The organism is Rathayibacter sp. AY1E3 (genome assembly GCF_002932235.1).
In the GTDB taxonomy this organism is placed as follows: domain Bacteria; phylum Actinomycetota; class Actinomycetes; order Actinomycetales; family Microbacteriaceae; genus Rathayibacter.
Genome location: NZ_PSVN01000026.1, coordinates 27,258 through 27,904, shown reverse-complemented (window position 1 = coordinate 27,904; position 647 = coordinate 27,258). Strand labels below are relative to the sequence as shown.

Here is a 647-nt window from a genome sequence, read left to right as displayed (position 1 = left end):
CGCAGAGGACGTCGCGGCACGATTCGACATGACGGCCGATGACCTGTTCTACCTCAACCCGTTCCGCTTCCCTTCGGACGAGATTCTGCGCGTCGGTGAAGAGCTGAACCTCACTGTCGCGGCGCGATGACCTCCCCCCGCGGGTACTCGATACCGGGCCTGGCGTTCCGGCTCTTGATCAATCCTTCGGAGTGCAGTGCATGATGTCCCGATGAACGTTGGAGAGCCCCCGCAACCGAGTGCAGCGACGCCCATCGTTCTCGCCTTGGTCTTCGGCGGTCTTGCAGCCGCCCTGGGAGCCGTAGCCTCCATTTACATGTGGGACCCGAGCGAGACGTGCAGGACCCGCGGCGGAGGCAGCCTGACGGGAGAGGGGTTCCTCTGGAACCCGCTGTGCTCAGATGGTTCAACCGTTCAGCCGATATGGATGACGTTGTCGACTGCTGCGGCGTTGATCGTGGCCGTGACATGCGTCGTCATTGCGGCCAGCCGTCAAGTTGAACGTGACGGACAGGAAATTGCGTCGCCCGACGTTCTGCACGACTACTCGCGCCAGACCCTGCCGGAGGACAACGGGCTCCGCAAGCTGGGCGATGAGTGGTGAGAGATGGCAACTCCGGGGGGGGGGGGGGGGCGGGGCATCGACC

The 647-nt window shown here is 64.1% G+C and carries 1 protein-coding gene; it reads left to right on the top strand.

All coding sequences use genetic code 11. The annotated features are described in order from the left end of the window. The first annotated feature begins 211 nt into the window (after positions 1-211). On the top strand, positions 212-604 hold the full coding sequence (locus tag C5C53_RS17330; RefSeq protein ID WP_104223366.1) for a hypothetical protein: 393 nt from the start codon (positions 212-214) through the stop codon (positions 602-604). Positions 605-647 lie beyond the last annotated feature (43 nt).

Excerpts from the sequence above, each read along its gene's own strand:
- C5C53_RS17330 (WP_104223366.1), top strand. The coding sequence starts at position 212 with ATGAACGTTGGAGAGCCCCCGCAACCGAGTGCAGCGACGCCCATCGTT.